Source organism: Polaribacter sp. SA4-12, from assembly GCF_002163675.1.
Lineage (GTDB): Bacteria > Bacteroidota > Bacteroidia > Flavobacteriales > Flavobacteriaceae > Polaribacter.
The window spans coordinates 1,040,617-1,058,765 of record NZ_CP019334.1 but is presented as its reverse complement, the minus strand read 5'-3'; the positions used below and the strand labels follow the sequence as shown (position 1 = coordinate 1,058,765).

Annotated in this window: 11 protein-coding genes; 2 read left to right on the top strand and 9 right to left on the bottom strand. The window is 29.0% G+C overall.

What is annotated here, in order from left to right:
* Positions 1-97: 97 nt before the first annotated feature.
* The 7 genes from uvrB to BTO07_RS04555 form a co-directional block, all read right to left on the bottom strand.
* On the bottom strand, positions 98-2,086 hold the full coding sequence (gene uvrB / locus BTO07_RS04590) for an excinuclease ABC subunit UvrB (RefSeq protein WP_087520106.1): 1,989 nt from the start codon (positions 2,084-2,086) through the stop codon (positions 98-100).
* Between the two features lie 30 nt (positions 2,087-2,116).
* Entirely contained in the window at positions 2,117-4,849 is a 2,733-nt protein-coding gene (locus BTO07_RS04585; protein ID WP_087520105.1) for a T9SS type B sorting domain-containing protein, read from the bottom strand.
* A 60-nt stretch (positions 4,850-4,909) separates the two neighbouring features.
* Positions 4,910-7,651, bottom strand: coding sequence for a T9SS type B sorting domain-containing protein (locus BTO07_RS04580; protein WP_087520104.1), 2,742 nt, complete (start codon positions 7,649-7,651; stop codon positions 4,910-4,912).
* A 481-nt stretch (positions 7,652-8,132) separates the two neighbouring features.
* Complete coding sequence (locus tag BTO07_RS04570) at positions 8,133-12,782, bottom strand: T9SS type B sorting domain-containing protein (protein WP_087520103.1); 4,650 nt, start codon at positions 12,780-12,782, stop codon at positions 8,133-8,135.
* A gap of 45 nt (positions 12,783-12,827) precedes the next feature.
* Complete coding sequence (locus BTO07_RS04565; protein ID WP_087520102.1) at positions 12,828-13,673, bottom strand: ABC transporter permease; 846 nt, start codon at positions 13,671-13,673, stop codon at positions 12,828-12,830.
* A gap of 61 nt (positions 13,674-13,734) precedes the next feature.
* Positions 13,735-14,634 (bottom strand): ABC transporter ATP-binding protein, encoded by a 900-nt coding sequence (locus tag BTO07_RS04560; protein WP_087520101.1) that lies wholly within the window; start codon positions 14,632-14,634, stop codon positions 13,735-13,737.
* A gap of 152 nt (positions 14,635-14,786) precedes the next feature.
* A complete protein-coding gene (locus tag BTO07_RS04555; RefSeq protein ID WP_087522555.1) occupies positions 14,787-15,287 on the bottom strand; it encodes an IS1096 element passenger TnpR family protein in 501 nt (166 codons plus the stop codon).
* 71 nt (positions 15,288-15,358) lie between these two features.
* On the opposite strand from BTO07_RS04555, the gene BTO07_RS04550 reads away from it, so the two are divergent.
* Positions 15,359-15,775 carry a PaaI family thioesterase gene (locus BTO07_RS04550; protein WP_087520100.1) on the top strand — a complete coding sequence of 139 codons (417 nt, stop codon included), beginning with the start codon at positions 15,359-15,361 and terminating at the stop codon, positions 15,773-15,775.
* 13 nt (positions 15,776-15,788) lie between these two features.
* Positions 15,789-16,838 (top strand): chorismate-binding protein, encoded by a 1,050-nt coding sequence (locus BTO07_RS04545; RefSeq protein WP_232457086.1) that lies wholly within the window; start codon positions 15,789-15,791, stop codon positions 16,836-16,838.
* A 57-nt stretch (positions 16,839-16,895) separates the two neighbouring features.
* On the opposite strand, the gene BTO07_RS04540 is transcribed toward BTO07_RS04545, so the two are convergent.
* The gene (locus BTO07_RS04540; RefSeq protein WP_157663282.1) at positions 16,896-17,600 is read right to left on the bottom strand and encodes a hypothetical protein; all 705 of its coding nucleotides are present in this window, start codon (positions 17,598-17,600) and stop codon (positions 16,896-16,898) included.
* Between the two features lie 164 nt (positions 17,601-17,764).
* Positions 17,765-18,142, bottom strand: coding sequence for a PUR family DNA/RNA-binding protein (locus BTO07_RS04535; protein WP_087520098.1), 378 nt, complete (start codon positions 18,140-18,142; stop codon positions 17,765-17,767).
* Positions 18,143-18,149: the final 7 nt, after the last annotated feature.

Here is an 18,149-nt window from a genome sequence, read left to right as displayed (position 1 = left end):
CTTAATGATGATATACTGTTGTTTATATATATAAACAATTTAGTGATTTTGTCTTTATGAAGTTAAATTATTAATAAGAAAACGAATTTGATTAATTTTATAATTTTTCTCTCAATAAAGCAATTTCATCACGCAGTTTAGCAGCTACAATAAAGTCTAAATCTTTAGCTGCAGCTTCCATGTGTTTGCGTTTTTCTCTAATTCGTTTTTCTATTTCTTCTTTTGGTAAATATTGTAAGTCTTGTTCTGCTGCCACTTGTTTAGCATTGTCATAATGATAACTAGAAACTGCAGATTTAGACAAAGTATCATCTATTTTTTTATTAATCTGAGTAGGTGTGATGTTATGTTTTGTATTATATGCAATCTGTTTTTCTCTTCTTCTATCTGTTTCATCAATCGTTTTTTGCATACTTTTTGTCATTTTATCAGCATATAAAATAGCCAAACCATTAACGTTTCTTGCAGCTCTACCAACAGTTTGTGTTATAGAACGATGACTTCTTAAAAAACCTTCTTTATCAGCATCTAAAATAGCAACTAAAGAAACTTCGGGTAAATCTAAACCTTCTCTTAAAAGGTTTACGCCAATTAAAACATCAAAAATACCCTTACGTAAATCTTGCATAATTTCTACACGTTCTAAAGTGTCTACATCAGAATGAATGTATCTACAACGTATGCTTACTCTTGTTAGGTATTTTGTGAGTTCTTCTGCCATTCTTTTGGTTAAAGTTGTCACCAAAGTACGTTCGTCTTTTTCTACTCGAATTTGTATTTCTTCAATTAAATCATCAATCTGATTTAAACTTGGTCTAATTTCTATAATTGGATCTAATAAACCTGTGGGTCTAATAATTTGCTCAACAAAAACACCTTCTGTTTTTTGAAGTTCGTAATCTGCAGGAGTTGCAGAAACGTAAATAACTTGGTTTTGAACGCCTTCAAACTCTTCAAACTTTAAAGGACGGTTGTCCATTGCAGCAGGCAGTCGAAAACCATATTCTACTAAGTTCTCTTTTCTACTTCTATCGCCACCATACATTGCGTGTGTTTGTGGAATTGTAACATGGCTTTCATCAATAACCATTAAATAATCATCAGGGAAATAATCTAATAAACAGAAAGGTCTTGTTCCTGGTGCTCTTCCATCTAAATAACGAGAATAATTCTCAATACCTGAACAATACCCTAATTCACGAATCATTTCTAAATCGAATTCTGTACGTTCTTTTAAGCGTTTTGCTTCTAAATGTTTGCCGATTTCTTTAAAATAATCTACTTGTAACATCATATCATCTTGAATTTGATGAATGGCGTTTTGTAAAACATCTGGAGAGGTTACAAACAAGTTTGCAGGATAAATAGTAAGCTCTTCGAACTTTTCTAAAACGGTATTACTTTCTAAATCGAACGATTCTATTTCTTCAATTTCATCACCAAAAAAATGGATTCTATAGCCATTATCTCCATAAGATGGATAAATAGTTACAACATCACCTTTTACTTTAAAGGTTCCACTTTTTATTTCGTGTTCTGTTCTAGAATATAAACTTTGCACCAATTGATGTAAAAATTTTGTCCTTGCAATTTGTTGATTAACATGAATAGGAATTACGTTTTTCTTAAATTCTACAGGGTTTCCAATACCATATAAGCAAGAAACGGAAGCAACAACTAAAACATCTCGTCTACCAGAAAGTAGGGAAGAGGTTGTGCTTAAACGTAGTCTTTCAATATCTTCATTTATAGATAAATCTTTTTCTATAAAAGTACCTGTTACAGGGATGTATGCTTCTGGTTGATAATAATCGTAATAAGAGACAAAATATTCTACTGCATTTTCAGGAAAGAATTGTTTAAATTCAGAATATAACTGAGCTGCTAATGTTTTATTATGAGCTAAAACTAACGTTGGTTTTCTTACTTCTTTTACAACATTTGCAACCGTAAAAGTTTTTCCAGAACCAGTTACACCTAATAACGTTTGAAACTTTTCTCCTTCAATAATATTTTGTGTAAGCTCTTTTATTGCTTGTGGTTGATCTCCTGTTGGAGAAAATTCTGATACCAATTTAAATTCCATGTTGTAAAAATACGGATAGAAAAAAGATTATTACTTTCTAATTAAACTAAAGTTTCCAGATTTCTTAATTAGGTGATCTTCTAAGTCAACAATTTCTGCCATAAACCAGTAACTATTAGAACCTAGAACTTTTCCATTATAATTACCATCCCAACCAAGAGAATTAAAATCTGTTATTGAATGGAGAATTTTTCCATATCTATCAAACACGATTATTTTTATTGATTTAAAGAAAGCAGCGTCTAAACCTTTAAGATTCCAATAATCATTTTCTCCATCACCATTTGGTGTAAAATAACTTTTAAAACCAATAACAGACGCATTTGTTTGTATTGATGGCTCACAATTATTGATGTCTTTAACGTAAATAGTTCTTAAACCTGGAGTAACGTTACTAAATGTATAATCTGTTCCGTCTCCAAAAAAAGTAATATTATCTAAAGAAAATTCATAATTACTATCTCCATTAAGGGTTACAGAAATTGTGTTGTTCTCTGTTTCTGTATCAACAGTTATTTGATTAAATTCTGCTGATTTAGGATATGCTACAGTAAATTCTTTATAATTAGAACATTCTAGTCCATTTTCAGTTTTATAAGCAGTTAAACTAAAGGTTCCTATAGAATTTAAGAGAAAATCTTTATTTGTACTTATAATTTTATCTGCACTATTTCTCCATTCATATCTATCATTAAAAGAATTACCATCTAAAAATATTGGTAAATGTGCTGTTGGCACTGCACAAATGGTGTAATTATCATCTAGATTTATAATAGGTGTACTATTTACAACTAAATTAAAAGGTTCTATTCCTCCACAGCCTAAAGAAGTATCTACTCTAACATAAATAGTTGTAGATGTTGAATTAAATTTATTAACAATTTCGTTTTCAGTTGTTTGAGCTTCTATTAATGATGGGTAAAATCTAATCGTATTTGTGTCATCTAAATTAAAATCATCTTTAATTTGAGCTCTTTTCGCTTTTAAATCAAAATAACCGTTTAAATCACCATTTATATTATCAGAACTATCACATCTATAGATGTTAGGAATCGTACCAAGTTTAACAAATTTAGATTCAATAAAAAAGTTAGTAATACTAGGACACCCTTTATCGGAAATAACTCTTACAAATAGTTCTTGAGGATTGCTTTCGTTTTCGAATATTTCTGGATTTTCAATTCTATTTTCATCATTTTCTACATCTAATTTGTTTCTATAAAAAATGAAATCTTTGTTAAAAGCATCGTCAACAATTTTATAGCCAATATCAAATAAATCAAAATAATCTACACCGTCATTATTTGTGTCACATTGTATTAATTCTTGATCTGGAGTTACAACAGGAAGTGGATGTACTATTATTTTTTTGTAAAAAGGAACATTCACACTATCCATATTTACTATTGAAGTTACAATATAGGTTCCTGGAGTTGTGTATTGATGATTGGTAGTAAGACCTGTTGCTGTATTTCCATCTCCAAAATCCCATTTTGCAGCTGTAATTGTTTGATAAGCATCAAGATTAAAATCAAAAACATCTGTAATGCATTTTTCATCATTTATAATTCTATTTCTAAAATAAGATTGAATAAAATTAGGAAGACCTCTATTGGATATTCCACTTTCTAGCGTTATTGCATCATGCTGATAATCACATGCTGTACCTAACTTATCAGGTTCATTAATAACTCCTAAATTTTTAGTAGAAATTATATCATAACCAATATAATATCCATCATCATCATAAAGGTTTTTAGCAGACATTTGTACAACATATATTTTACCATCTGAAGCTAAACTTATTGCAGCTGCATTTCTAGTTGGTTTCATCGAAAATATAGATTCACCTAAATAATTTTCATCAGGATTGTCTAATGTCATCTGCATTATATTGTAACTACTCCCATTTCTATCTCCATAATTAGCAGTATAATATATTAATTTAGAATTAGGAGAAAAGCTTACACCATAACTACTATAACCTGATGTAAAACTTAGTAATATTGTTATGTATTTAAATCGAGATAAAATCCCTGTAACATTATCAAAATCATATATGTAAATATTAAAATTAGTCGATAAAACAATTTTACTACCATCAGGAGAAGCTTTCATTTCTCCAAATAAAGGTATTTCTACTTCTCTAAGTTTTGTTTTTACTGCTGGTTTTACACCTTCTTCTGTAACTTTAAAAGCAGAAAAAATATCGTTAGCTCCTTTGTCTACCTCACTACCATATGTAATAACCCAAATGTCTTTTCCGTTTTTATGATGTACGGCTGTAATTCTTTGTGCTTTAGAATATGTTAATCTTTGGTTTTTATATTTTACTCTTCCTAAAGGATAAGTGCTAGAAATTTCTATTTCTGAATAATAGATACCTGCATAAAATAGCGGATTATTTAATTCATTTTGTCTTGTTGTAAAAATATAATAAGTTGAGGTGCTGTTTGGTTTAGGAATTATGATGGATGCTTGGGTGTTTTCTAATTCACCAAATAAGCCTTCACCATTTATCATAATTTCATGATTTTTATTCCAAATAGTTTCTCCATTAGAATAAAATAATAAATTTCCTTGAGCATCAGAAATTGTAGACGAACCTTGTAATACTTCCATTTCACTATCGTCTAAGTGATCTATGTTTCCTTTGTTAAAATGTAAGCCAGCTTTACCACCAAAATACCAATGATCTGTTTCTCTTTGAGAAAAAGTATTGATACTTAGTATAAAAAATAATATATAAAGCTTCGTTTTCAATTTTTTTTAATTTTAAAGAGGTATTAATTTTACAGAAAATAGGGTATAGTAAATATACTATTACTTTCTAATTAAACTAAATGATCCTGATTTCTTAATAAGGTTATCTTCTAAATCAATAATTTCTGCTGTAAACCAGTAACTATTAGATGCTAAAACTTTTCCGTTATAAATTCCATTCCAACCTAGAGAATTAAAACCTGTTATAGAATGGAGAACTTTTCCATATCTATCAAACACAATTATTTTTATAGATTTAAAGAAAGCAGCATCTATACCATTAAGATTCCAGTAATCATTATTTCCATCGCCATTTGGACTAAAAAATCTTTTAAAACCAATAACAGATGCATTTGTTTGTATTGATGGTTCACAATTATTGATGTCTTTAACGTATATAGTTCTTAAACCAGGAGTAACATTGTTAAAGGTGTAATCTGTTCCATTACCAAAAAAAGTTTTGTTATCTAAAGAAAACTCATAATTACTATCTCCATTAAGATTTACAGAGATTGTGTTATTCTCTGTTTCTGTATCAACAATTATTTGATTGAATTCTGCTGATTTAGGATATGCTACAGTAAATTCTTTATAGCTAGAGCATTCTAGTCCGTTTTCAGTTTTAAAAGCAGTTAAACTAAAGGTTCCAATAGAATTTAAAAGAAAATCTTTATTTGTACTTATAATTTGATCAGCACTGGTTCTCCATTCATATCTATCATTAAAAGAATTACCATCTATAATTATTGTAGAATGTTCTGACGTTTCTACACAAATTATATAAGAATCGTTTATGTTTATAATAGGTTTCGTATTTACTACTAAATTAAAAGGTTCTATACCACCACAGCCTAAAGGTGTATCTACTCTTACATAAATTGTTGTTGTTGGTGATGTAAAATCATCCTCAATTAAGTTTGTTGTGGTTTGTGCTTCAATTAAAGATGGATAAAATTGAATTGTATTATCATCATTTAGGTTGAATTCTTGTTTAATTTGATTTCTTTTTTCATCAAGATTAAAAACACCTTTTAAGCTTTCGATTGTATTGGTGGAATTATCACAGGCATAAATTGTACTAATATTTCCAAGAGAAACAAACTTAGATTCAATAAAAAAGTTAGTAATATTTCTACAACCTTTTTCAGATATTACACTTACAAATAATTCTTGACGGATACTTTCGTTTTGAAATAATTCAGGATTATTTATCCTGTTTTCATCGTTTTCTGCTTCTAAATAACTTTTATAGAAAATAAAATTTTTGTCTAAAGTTTCAATTACAACTTTACTACTGATATCATATAAATCGAAAAAATCTACACCGTCATTATTTGTATCACATTGAATTAATTCTTGATTTGGAATTACTTCTGGAAGAGGATATACAATTACTTCTTTGTAAAAAGGAACTTCAACACTATCCATAGTTACAAGGCTAGTTACTATGTAAGTTCCTGCAGTTGTGTATTTGTGATTCGTATTTAGACTTGTAGCTGTATTACCATCTCCAAAATCCCATTTTGCAGCTGTAATTGTTTTATAAGCATCAAGATTAAAATCAAAAACTTCAGAAACACATTTATTTTCAGTGATTATTCTATTTCTAAAATAAGATTGAATAAAATTAGGAAGTCCTCTATGTGAATTACCATTTTCTAAATTTAAAACCTGGTCTTGATAATTAGAGTCTTCTCCAAACTTGTTTGGTTCATTTATAACTCCAATATTTTTAAAAGGAATAGATTCAGATCCAGTAAGTTGACCATTATTATCGTAAAAGTTATTAACTTTAACTTGAGCTACATATATTTTACCATCAGATGCTAATTGAATTGAGGCTGCACTTCTATTTGGTGAGCCAGTAAATATTGGTATTCCTCGATAATCACTTGAAGCATTTAGCTTATCTATTTCAGCTTGAAAAATTTTATAGTGTTCTTTTCCTCCTGTATATCTATAAGCAGGATAATATAGGTATTTAGAATTAGGAGAAAAGGTTAATCCGTAACCTAAATATCCTTGAGTAATATTAGTTCTTAAAAAAATAGAAGAGTATTCTGATAGGCTACCTGTAATATTATTAAATTTATAAAGATGAATTCTTTCATGAGTGCTAGATAATGCAACTTTACTGCCATTAGGAGAAACTTTTAATTTACCCAATAATGTTTCATCTATTTCATTTAGTTCTGTTTTAATTCCACTATTTATACCAAACTCAGTAACTTTAAAAGTGTAAAAAAGTTGATTAGTTTCTTCATAAACATCCTTACCATAAGTAATAACCCAAATATCTTTACCATTTTTATGGTGAACAGCTGTAATTTTTTGTGATATTAAACCTTCTAATCTTTCATTCTTCTTAATTACTTTTCCTGAAGGATAAGTGCTAGATATTTCTATTTCAGAATAATAAATTCCAGGATATAATAACGGTGTGTTTGTTAATGTTTGTCTTGTGTTGAAAATGTAGAAGTTGGTTTCACTATTGGGTTTAGGAATTATTATAGACGATTGTGTGTTGGTAAGTTCTCCTGCTAAATTTTCACCATCTTCAATTATCTGATGATTTTTATTCCAAACAGTTTGTCCGTTTGTGTAGAAAATTAAGTTTCCTTGTTTGTCAGAAATACTAGAAGAACCAGTAAAAGTACTCATTTTACTATCGTTTAATATATCTAAACGACCAGCGTTAAAGTGCAATCCAGCTTTATCACCAAAATACCAATGATCTGCTTCTCTTTGAGAAAAAACATTGATACTTAATAATATAAATAATATATAAATCTTTTTTTTCAAGTTCTTTTTTTAGTTATTAAAATATGTATGCTTTAATTTTTTCTTAACTTTTTTTTATAATTCAGTTAGTTCGTTAAATATGTCAAAATAATGTTTTTCAGTTCTCAATTCAATTTTCAATTTGTCATCTTGATGGTTAATTTTATAAATTTCTTTAGATTTAAAAAGAGGTTCTAAAATTTTAGTCAGTTTAGATATTAGTTGAGATTTATTATTTTCTGTTTCGATAATGTATTTGTCATAAATATTAAATTTTGACAATGATTTATTGAACATTAATTTTATGAAATCAGTTTTTTTTTTTTCTAATCAGAAATTCAGAATTATGAGTTCCTTTTTTTTCTGCAACAAAATGCTTAAATTGAGAACAAAATTCCTCATTCCTTTTGTAGAAAGGAGAACTTTTTTCGTCTAGGGAAGCATTTGTTTTTATTTTCATTTTATTGGTTTGGGCAATAAAGTGTAACTGTTTTTTATGACGCTATCTCCTTAATAATGAAAAATGACCTTTTTTAAGTATTGGAGATCTATTTGTATCAGCAGGAATAAGTTGAACATTAAACCAATAATCATTGGAAGGCAATTTTTTACCATTATAAGTTCCGTCCCAACCTTGATTATCAATTGGTAATTGTGCAACTAACTTTCCATATCTGTTAAATATATTGATGCTACTATTAGGGTAAAAAGTTTTATTAGCACCTTTAATTATCCAAGTATCATTTTTTCCATCGCCATTTGGCGTAAAGAATTTTGGGAATTGAATGACAGATATTTGCAATTCAGTATCCGGAGAACAACCATTTTTATCATTTACAATTATGGTATAAATACCACCTTCAAGATTCTCGAAAAGTGGTTCATCTTGAAATCCAATTATAGGAAAACGATCTCCATTATCATCATTTCTAAGAGCAAATTGATAATCTCCAGGACCTAAATCATTACTTATAGTATCTATGGAAATAGAAATATTATCATTGCTACTAATAGTATTAGATTCATCGATTATGGTGATAAAACTTTCTTTTAATAGTGCAATATTAGACTCATTCACCACTATTGTTCTTTTTCTAGAACAACCATTAGGAGATTGATCAGCAGCTGTTACGGTATATTTTCCACCAGTTGTAACGTCTAAAGTTACGTCAGTTCCTAAAGTTGTTCCAGCTTGATCAGTCCAAGTATAATCATATGTTGCAGCAGGATTTTCAGCTTCTAAAGTAAGCGGAGTGTCATTTAAACAAACAATTTGTGGCGTATCAATATCTTCTTCCCCCATTACTGTAAAATTCGGAATTGGTTTTATGTTGATATTAAAAGACAAACCAGTATACACACAAGCAATTGGTGTGTTTTTTGTGTTTTCTACATGCACATAAATCGTTTGGTTGTTCGCGTTATTCTCAAAGATGTTTTCATCAAGCGCTAAAGCCATGTTTCCAGCTTCAGCATCTGCTAAAGAAGTATAAAAAGTAACAGAGAAATCTGCAAATTCAGAAGGCAAATAATTAACCAGAATTTCTGGTATTTTATTTTTTAGAGTGATGTCTCCATTAATCCCATTTGCATCATCAGCAAAACTATCTGAAGTATTATCACAATCAGAATAATCAGAAATATTGATAGGAATATTAGGTTCTGGATAGATTAATAATTGAAAAGTAGCAAAGACAGATTCACACATATTTCCTCCTAAATCAAATACTTTAAAGAAGATGGTTTCTATACCAGGATCATCCGTAGAAAAATCAGCAGGAAAATTAGTTTCACTTGTAATATTTTGAAAAACAGTAGGATTTGATATTTCGTTACCATCTTGTGCATCTTGTTGTGTTGCGTAATAAGCAACTCTATGATTTATTTTACCATCTAAAATTTCAATGTCTTTAGAAGTTAAATCAATATTTTGAGCAACTCTATTTCGAGGATCACTATCAGAAGGAGTAATAATATCACAAACAGCAAAAGGAGTGATTGTATTAGAAACTGTTGGAACAGGATTCACAATTATTTTAAAAGATACATGATCATTAAAACATTGTGTAGCTCCATTTCTGTTTTGAACACGGACATAAATAATTTGTTCACTAATATCCCCCAAAGCAAAACCAGTTTGAGCAGCATTTGTAAAATTAGTATCGTTTGTAATAATATCTGTATTTGTATTTGCACCTGTTGCAGAAGTGTGAAAAGAAACAATATAATCTGTTTCAGTTTGTGTAGCTCCTAAAATTTCATCAACATTATCTCTAAGATTAATGCCAGAATTTTCACCATCTACAGTACTTCCAGATGCATCATCATCACACAGATTAAGATCTATTGGTGCATTTGCTAAAGGAGTAGAATTTACAGTTAAAGTAAATTGGCCAATACCAGTACAATCGTTATTTACTTTGTTTTTTATTCTTACAAAAATAGTTTGAGTGTTTGCATATGCAGGATCATTGTTATTTCTATGATTTGATATGTCAGGAATTTCATTTATAGAGGCAGTTCTATCTGCAGTTGACTCGTAGAATAATACTTCTAAATTTGGTTGGATTAATACAGGAAATAGGTCTAAAATTTCTTGTTCAGCTTCACTAAAATCAAAGAATGAAATTCCATCAGTATCAGAGTTTGCAGCAGTATTATTTCCATCAGCATCTAATAAATCATCACATTCAATAAAACTTCTGGAGTAATTAACGTCACCTGCAAAAGAAACAATCAATTCTATTTTAGAAATTCTGTAACAACCAAATTCTGAGATTGTTCTAACCCAAGCTTCTCCAGTATTAGAAACAGGATATCTTAATTTATCAGCAACTTCTGGAGTACCTGCAATAGCTTCAGCTTGTGAAGCATAATATTCAAAAGTTTCATTAGCTCTATTATCAGAAATACTAATTTCAGCTTCTGTTAAGTTGAAAGTTGTTATTAAATCAGGGTTATCATCACATTGTTTGATGATAACAGGGTTTGTTTTTATAATAGGTAAAGCATCTACAATTAATTGAAAAGACATAAATAAACTACCAGCAGTATCATCTGAAACAGTATTACAATTTGCATTGTCTATGTTTTCTACTCTTACATAAATATTTTGTGAGTTATTAACCTGATAATCTGTATTTTTATCAATTGCATTTGTTGTGCTACTAGTTTGAGCATCTGCTAAAAGAGTATGATAAGAAACAGCATATTGCGTTGCGCTTAAGGTTCCTAAAATTTCAGCATCTTTAGAGCTTAATATAAAGTTGTTTTTAATACCATCTGTATTACCACCAGCACTTGCAGTATCATCACATAATCTGTAAACTGTTGGTTGAATAGGTTCTGGTTCATTTGTTACTTCTAATTCAAATTCTGTAAGAGCAAAACAAGCATTAGGTGCGTTTTTGTTATCTACTCTTACATAAATTGTTTGTAAACTAGCTGTGTTTACTTCATAAGGATTAGGTAATTCTGAGCCTGTAACATTTCCTGTTGCTTTTGCTAAAGTATCATAATACTTAACATTAAAAATTGTTGGGTCTAATCCATCTAAAATCTCTGTGTTTTTTAGAGTGGATAAATCAAAACTGTTTGGAGTAGTAAGGTCTGTATCACAAAAATTAATAGAATCAGGTGTTCCTTTTGCTCTAGAGGCTTCAAATACACCGATATTAAAAGTACCATTATATTGTGTTATATTAGCACAATTGTCTGTTAATTTTACTGTTAGTGTATATTTTCCACTATCTATTTTTGTTAGATTATTTAGTGATAAATTTTCTGTTGTAGCTTTTAGCGTTGATGTTATACCATCATCAAAAAACCATTCATAAGTTATATTATTACCAGAAACAGTTGCAGGCTTTATGGTTATATTGTCGCCAATACAAAGCTCTAAATCTTGATTGTTTATTACTTCATTAGTATTTAAATCTGAAACTTCAATTGGTAATAAAAGAGATGATAAAAAAGGAGGTAAACCTTGACTAGCCAATACACCAGTACCCAAATTTACGCTTTGATGTGAATAATTAACAGCAGCTCCTATTTCATTTGGATTATTAATTACACTAATATTATTAGAGTTTTCACTAGACCAATAAATTTTACCATTAGGACCAAGTTGTAAAGCGCCCCTCGTATTAAAATAACTATGTACACTAAATCTTGAGTTATTAATTTCAGAAAAAGTTGGCAATGTTAAATCGAATTGATATAAATTTTCTTGAGTTGCACTAGAATTTCCAGTAGATACATATAGTCTTTCACTAGAAGTAGAAAACTCAACTCCATAACCATTCCCGTTTAGAGATAATTGGTTTGCATTACTAGAATTATTAAAATTAGTTACTATACCTGTCTCATCATCAAAATCAAATATAAAAGTACCATTACTCATATTAGCAGCTGCTAATTTTGTACCATCTGGAGATACTTTTAAATACCCACGTACATCATTAGTTCTAAAATTATTTATTTCACTTATAACAGGATTTGCGGTATCTACTCCTGTATCACTAACTTTATAAGCATAAAATTCATTATTACCACTAACACTCGATTGTTGAGACATTGAAATTACCCAAACAGTATTACATTGTTTCGCTCTAACAGCAGTTACTTTTTCCGTCCATTGATTGTCTTTTCCATCTGAAATATTTGTAGCACCGGTAACATCTCCAATAGTTGTGTTTATGTCGCCCATACTTCCGTTTAAATTCATATCTATTTCATATAGAAAAAACCCAGCAATTCCCCCACCACTAATTCCTGTAGCAGTGGTTCCTACCGTAAATAGATAATAAATATTTGGTTTTCCAGGAGCAGGAACTGTTAAAGCAGATTGAGCACTAGAAGAGTCTCCTCTTAACCCAACACCATTTGGCATTGGGTTGTTGTTTTTATCCCAAACGGTAAGTGATCGAGCATTACTATCTGGTGCTCCAACATAAAATAATAAATTACCATTAGAGTCTGAAAATGAAGAACAGCCTTCTGTAGTATTTAGTTTACTTCCAGTAACAGGAACTGGAGTGCCGGAATTAAAATTTAGCGCTGCATTTCTTCCAAAATACCAAAAGTTAGCTTCTTTTTGAGAAAATGAATTTAATGCAATAAAAAGGAGTAAAAAAGGTGTTAATTTCTTCATTTGATGTTATTTCTATTCTAAAACATCAAATATATTTAAAAAGTATTATAAATCTCTCTTTTTTAACAGTGCATAAGACAAATAAATTAAGATAAAAGTCCAAACTGTAACAATTAGGATTGAAGAGAAATCTACATCGTAACTTTTTGTGAAATTTTCACCTATTTGATTTGCAACAGATCTAACAGCACCTAATCTAGAAAAAGGCTCTTTTATTAAGTTTGCCATCGCTTCAAATGGTAAAAATTGCATAATTGAATCTACAGATTCTGTTGTGTTAGTTGCATCTTTAAAGGTCCAAAAAAGATATCCTTTAAACATACTTTCTGCAATAAACCAAACAACCATGGCGCCAACTGCAAATGCAGAACGTTTTACTAAAATTCCGAAGAATAGTCCCATAGAAAAGAAACCTACTAACTTAATAAAGAAAGCAACTAAATATTTTAAATCAGAAACGATGATAGCAAATTCATTATAGTCTGAATAAACGAGTCCTAAAATTAAAGAAACTACAAAAACAAATAGAGTAGAAATTAATGCAAAAGCAACTACAGTATAAAATTTAGAAAGGATAAACTCTTTTTTGCTTAAACCATCAATTAAATTTTGTTTTAAGGTTTTATAGCTGTATTCATTGGCCATCATTGAGACAATTACCAATAATAAAAAGAATTTTAGAATGGCGGCCATGTATGTGTTAAAATGCCAAATGTATGGAAAATTGAAAATTCCCATTTCAGCTAAATGAAATTTTATAGGCCCAACATCAAATTTTATTGCTGCGATTAATGCAATAGAAGTCAGTAATCCAAAGTAAATAATTGATAATACTTTACTGGCTGTATTGTGTTTTAATTTATGAAATTCTATAGTAAGTAGTCTTAACATGACGTTATATGTTTTTAATTTGAATTTGTTCTCAACTTTGCTCGAACTGACATTCTAATGATTAGTTGTTGTTTGTTAAATCTAAGAATTGTTGTTCTAAACTAGGTTTACGTTTTACCAAGTGAGATAAAATAATACCCTTTTTGAATAGAAATTCATTGATTTCTGTTGCAGAAATAGAATTGTTTAATGTAGCAATAATAGTTTCGTGATCTTTATTTACTTTGCCAATTGCAGGATGTTCTTCTAAAAGTGATAATAGTTTATCTTCATCAGATTCAACTTTTAGTTCAAATAAACCATTTGAAGCTGTCATTTCATCAACACGACCACTATATAATTTTATGCCATTTCTTATTACAACAACGTGAGAACACACTTTTTCAACTTCATCTAGAAGGTGTGAAGCTAATAAAATTGTAGTTCCATTTGCAGCAATATTTTGTATAATTTGGCGAATTTCATGAATTCCTTGAGGATCTAAACCATTTGTAGGCTCATCTAAAATTAAAATCTCAGGATCATTTAATAGGGCAGAAGCAATCGCTAAACGTTGTTTCATACCTAAAGAGAAGGTACTAAACTTACTATCTCTTCTATCAAAAAGATTTACTGTTGTAAGTTTTTCGTTAATTTTTTCTGTGGATATTCCTTTAATCTTACATATCAAAGCTAAATTCTGATTAGCAGTCATGTAAGGGTAAAAATTAGGTCGCTCAATAATTGCGCCTACTTTTTTTAATGCTTCATGAGTGGATAGTTTTCCGTTAAACCAAGAAAACTCACCAGAAGTTCTATTAACAACATTTAAAATGATTCCTAAAGTGGTAGATTTTCCACTTCCATTAGGACCTAAAATTCCATAAACATTTCCTCTTTGTATATCAAAAGAAAGATTGTTTACTGCGTGAACTTTTCCGTATTTTTTATCGAGATTTTTAAGTGATAAGATAGTTTCCAAAGAAATTGATTTAGTCGGTTATGTCTGTAAGACGACTAAAATACAAATTTGTTACTTCTTTAATGTGTAATTGTTTAAAAGTGTAATTGTTTAATTGTAGAAAAGCTATTAACAGTTAAACAATTAACCAGTTACACGCTTAAATATATTTTCTAATATTCGTTATAATCGAAATCATCAAAATGACCAAATTCGTCATCAATGTCACCATCGTCTCCAAAGCCGTCATCTAATTTTTCTGCAACAAATTCTTTTTCTGGAGCTTCACTAGGCACTTCACCAACTGTTAATATAATCTGTGGTAAATTCTCATTTTTATCAGCAGAAATTTCAATAACTTCTACATAAAAAGTCCACATTTTTAAGAAATCATACACGTAAATTAATTTGTTGTTTTCTTCAGATAAAGTATCATTCAAAATACAAGTTTGCATAGAAATACCTTCTCCAACTTCTTCCATATTGAATAACGGAATTTCTTCATCTTGATTCCATTCATCATCAGTTCTGTAAAAAGAAGCCATTTCTTTTCCTCCAAAACCAAAGGCTTTAGCAATTGTAGAGTGTAAATCTTCTAAATTTAAGTTGTCATCAACTAAAATAGTTCTGATTACATCTTCTTTGGTGTCTAAAATTACGCGTATTTTGTACATAAAATGGTTTAACTTTTCTGCTGCAAAAATACAAAATTTTATATGTACTTTTACATTATAATCTGAATGATATGGATACAATTGCTATTTTAAAAGCCTTTAACGAGCATTCTAAAGGGACTTTAATGGAAACGCTTGATATTGAATATGTTGCTCTTGGCGATGATTTTTTAACAGCAAAAATGCCTGTAAACTCTAAAGTTCATCAACCTTATGGACAATTACATGGAGGTGCAACTGCAGCTTTAGCAGAAAGTGTAGGTAGTGCAGCGTCAAACTTTTTTATCGATAGTAAAAGTCAATTTATTAACGGAATTCAGTTATCTATAAACCATATAAAAAGCAAAAGAGAAGGTGTTGTTTTTGCTACTGCAAAGAATATTCATAAAGGGAGAACCACGCATTTATGGGAAGTTACTATTGTCGATGAAAATGACGATTTAATTTCTGTTGCAAAAATGACAAATATCGTTTTAAATAAAAAATAAATTATAACATACATTGAATATCATTTTTAATAAAATTGAAGAAAATTTTAAAGGAAATAAACCTTTTGTAGCCTATAGAAAACCAAATTCATCAACAATTTCTGGTTTTTTTATGGATGACAATACATTAAATTTCACTTCAGAATTTACAGAAACCGGATTTGTATTTGCACCTTTTAATAGTGAAGAAAATGCTATTTTATTTCCTCTTGAAAATGCAGCGTTTATCAATGAGGATATCTTAATTGAAGAAGATTTTTCTTTCAATACTATTTTTGAAGATGCGACTAATTCTGATAAAGAAAAACACATTCATCTTGTAGAAAAAACGCTCGATGAAATTAATAATAACGAGCTTAAGAAAGTTGTAGTTTCTAGAAAAGAAGAAGTTTTATTAAGTGAATTTGATGTACTAATCACGTTTAAAAAACTTTTAAAAACCTATAAAAATGCATTTGTTTATGTATGGTTTCATCCAAAAGTTGGTTTGTGGTTTGGTGCAACTCCAGAAACATTATTAACTATTTCTGATGCTGATTTTACAACAATGTCTTTGGCAGGAACTCAAGTATATGTGGATTCTGATGAAGTTATCTGGAAATCGAAAGAGTTAGAAGAACAACAATTAGTTACAGATTTTATTCAAAATCAATTAGAACCAATATCAAGTAATTTAAAAATTGATAAAACAGAAACTGTAAAAGCAGGAAACTTATTGCATTTAAGAAGTAGGGTAGAGGGTAATTTAAATAAAAAATCGAACTTAAAAGAGTTGATAAGAAAATTACATCCAACGCCTGCAGTTTGTGGCTTACCAAGGGAACAAGCAAAAAGGTTTATCAACCAAAATGAAAACTATAGTAGAAGCTTTTATACAGGTTTTTTAGGTGAATTAAATCTTGAAAATAAAAATTCATCACTCTTTGTAAATTTAAGATGTATGAATATTGAAGAGAAAACAGCTTCTATTTATGTTGGTGGTGGTATTACAAAAGAGAGTAATGCTAAAAAGGAATGGGAAGAAACCATTGCTAAAAGTAAGACGATGAAAAAAGTATTGTAAAAATGTTGATAAATGCTTTGTTGCGTTGGATTTTGTAAGTTATCTAAAACAAAGCAATTAATTTTGTATGTTCTTAGCTTTAGTTTTTCTTTTTTTCCAAATTATTTTAATATCAGTATACAAAAAAGCAACAGCTATTAGAACTCCAAAAAATCCTCTAAAAAAAGTGCCTTTGTAAATACCATAACAAGATATGAAAATTATAAATAAAGCAAATGGATAAATAAAAACTCTCAAAAGTATTCTTTTCAAAGTCCACTCACTTTTTTTATTCTCTTTTTCTTCAATAGTTTCTTTTGAGTCTAATCCAACAAGTATTTTTAATTCATTTAATAAGTTTTTTGTTTCATTCTCATAAAATTTTTTAAAGACCCAAATAAAACCAAAAGCTAAAAGACTAAATACTCCGAGAATTATTAGCATTGAAAAATCAAAGTTTTTGAAATTTTCAATTATTGGAATTATTAGAAAAAAAACAAAAAATAATATAAGTAAACTACTCAAAATTACTCTCCATAATTTCCCATTCAAGCTTAATTCAGATTTAATATTTGTTATTTCTCCGTCTTTATCGAAGTTTATCTTAAAAATTGGATAAAAAAATCCAACCCAATAATTACTTGTCCATATAATATATTCGTTCGTGTTTTTTTTAGCTATAGTTTTTCCTTTATTGAATAAACTTGTCAAAATATGATTCACTAAATTATTCTCTTTTTCAAGTGTTATTAATTTATCAATTTTTTCTTTATGAAATTTCATAGGTTTGACAGGGTAATTAAAGCCAACTAGCATTAAAAAAAAGAACCATAAATATAAAACTTATGGTTCTTTTTGAGTAAAATTAATTTGAATTAAAATTCTTTTAAGTAAAATTTTTCTGTTTTATATAGAAAATATTCTACAAAACCAGTCTATGGTTAGTGTTATATATCGTCAAAAGAAACATCTGTAAAACTTTCAGTTGATTTAATTTCATCAGTAATTTCGGTTTCTTCTTCCTTTTTAAAATCTTTTTGATGACGTTCACTAATTACTTCGCTACCTTTTTCGTTTAAAATATAATCAGTTGCTTTACCTAACATTTCTTGAAAATCAGTGAAATCTTCTTTATATAAGTAAATTTTGTGTTTTTGGTAGTGGAAGCTTCCATCATCATGTGTAAACTTTTTACTTTCTGTAACAGTTAAGTAATAATCATCTGCCTTTGTAGCTCTTACATCAAAAAAGTAAGTTCTTCTTCCTGCTCTTAATACTTGTGAAAAAATTTCTTCTTGCTCAATTCTCTCTGCTCTCTCTGCCATAATTCTT